The organism is Streptomyces niveiscabiei, assembly GCF_001419795.1.
Lineage (GTDB): Bacteria > Actinomycetota > Actinomycetes > Streptomycetales > Streptomycetaceae > Streptomyces > Streptomyces niveiscabiei.
In genome coordinates this window covers 1-1,603 of sequence record NZ_LIRL01000445.1, presented here as the reverse complement: position 1 = coordinate 1,603, position 1,603 = coordinate 1, and the positions used below count along the sequence as shown (strand labels likewise).

Annotated in this window: 1 protein-coding gene and 1 CRISPR repeat array; the gene reads right to left on the bottom strand. The window is 67.5% G+C overall.

The window, feature by feature from the left end:
• Positions 1 to 121 precede the first annotated feature (121 nt).
• Positions 122 to 577: a CRISPR direct-repeat array (repeat unit 29 nt; unit sequence GTGGTCCCCGCGCACGCGGGGGTGTTCCC).
• Positions 578 to 801: 224 nt separating this feature from the next.
• Positions 802 to 1,401, bottom strand: a complete 600-nt coding sequence (locus AOK24_RS49755; RefSeq protein ID WP_055721721.1) for a VanZ family protein — start codon at positions 1,399 to 1,401, stop codon at positions 802 to 804.
• Positions 1,402 to 1,603 lie beyond the last annotated feature (202 nt).

Below are 1,603 nucleotides of genomic sequence, written 5' to 3'. Positions count from 1 at the left end.
GGGTAGGGGTGGCGGGGATAGGGTTAGGTCCGGAGCTTCGGGGAGGGGTGACGAAATGTCCGGTTCTCGGGAAGTAATGAGAAACGGCCGCTCGCCCGACTAAAGGCCCAGGTCACGAGCAGTGGTCCCCGCGCACGCGGGGGTGTTCCCGACATCGGCGTCCCGAACCCGAACTCGCCCTTGTGGTCCCCGCGCACGCGGGGGTGTTCCCATCTCCGCGTCGATGCTCAACGACTCCGCCGTGTGGTCCCCGCGCACGCGGGGGTGTTCCCAGCAGCGCGGGGATCCCGTCGATGCGTTTGCCGTGGTCCCCACGCACGCGGGGGTGTTCCCTTCGACGGGCTGGGCGCCCGCGCCGGGTTCGAGTGGTCCCCGCGCACGCGGGGGTGTTCCCAGCGGTGTCTTGCCCCAGCCCTTAGCGCGGCGGTGGTCCCCGCTCACGCGGGGGTGCTCCCTCGTACGGCGTGAGGGCCTGAGTCGGCGTCGTGTGGTCCCCGCGCACGCGGGGGTGTTCCCGATGCACCGGTACGCCTCGATGTCGTCCGGGAGTGATCCCCGCGTACGCGGGGGTGTTCCTAGCCGCTGAAGGTGTTCATGGTCGAGACTGTCGTGGTTCCTGCGCGCGGGAGTACGGCATCTCCAACACCAGCGGGTCGCCGTCCGTAGGCTGTGGTTTGTCCCAGGAGGTGCAAGTGACACTCCACAGCGAGGACTTTCCTGGTGATGACTCACACGGCGTGAAGACCCTGCCGTGCTCTGGTGGAGTCGGGAGCTGGACCGGCAACTGGGACAGTGACGACCTCATGAGTCGCCGTGCGACCGGCGCGGCCGGCTATCCCTGATAGGTGCGGGTCGGTCGGTGCTTTGTGGGCGCCACCAGTTGGGGGTCAGCAGTGCTCCCGCCACTGCGCCCGCCGTGTTGAGCAGGACATCGTCCGTGGACGATACGCGGCCCACCGCCAGTGCGTACTGGGTGATCTCCACTGCCGTCGAGAGGAGTGCCGTGATGGCGGCCACCCTTCCCAGGGTTCTGGAACGGCGGCTCCGGATCGGTAGGAGGGCACCGAATACGAGGAGCAGTGCCGCGTTTCCGCCGACGTTGAGGAGTGTGACGTCCGAGAAGGCCAGTTGGGAGGAGGCGAAGGAGACCGAGAGTTCGCCAAAAGGCATCAGGCTCAGCGTTCTCTGGTTTCCGTACCCCTGGGACAGGGTGACGTAGAGGTACGGCAGGAGCGACGCGGTCAGCAGGCCGTCCAGGAGTACGTCACGTCTTACGTCAGCCGGAGTTCTTTTCCGGCGGCGCCAGTTGTGGAACGTCCAGGCCAAGCCGAGGCATGTCGGTACGCCGAGAAGGACTGCCGTCGCGAGTTCGTCCGCGTACGAGTTCCAGGCCCAACCCACGTTCGCCTCCTGAGCCGACGGCGAGTTTCGTCCGCCGAGCGTATGGCTCGGGTTGGGGTGCGGATCAGCGCTGCGGGAGGTGGACCGTGATCGTTTTGCCGAGGTTCTTGTGGGGGTGCCAGGAGAGGTGGGTGGTGAGGGCGGTGACCACGTGGAGGCCGCGGCCGGCCTCGGTCGTGGGGGTTTCGCAGAGGGTGGGGAC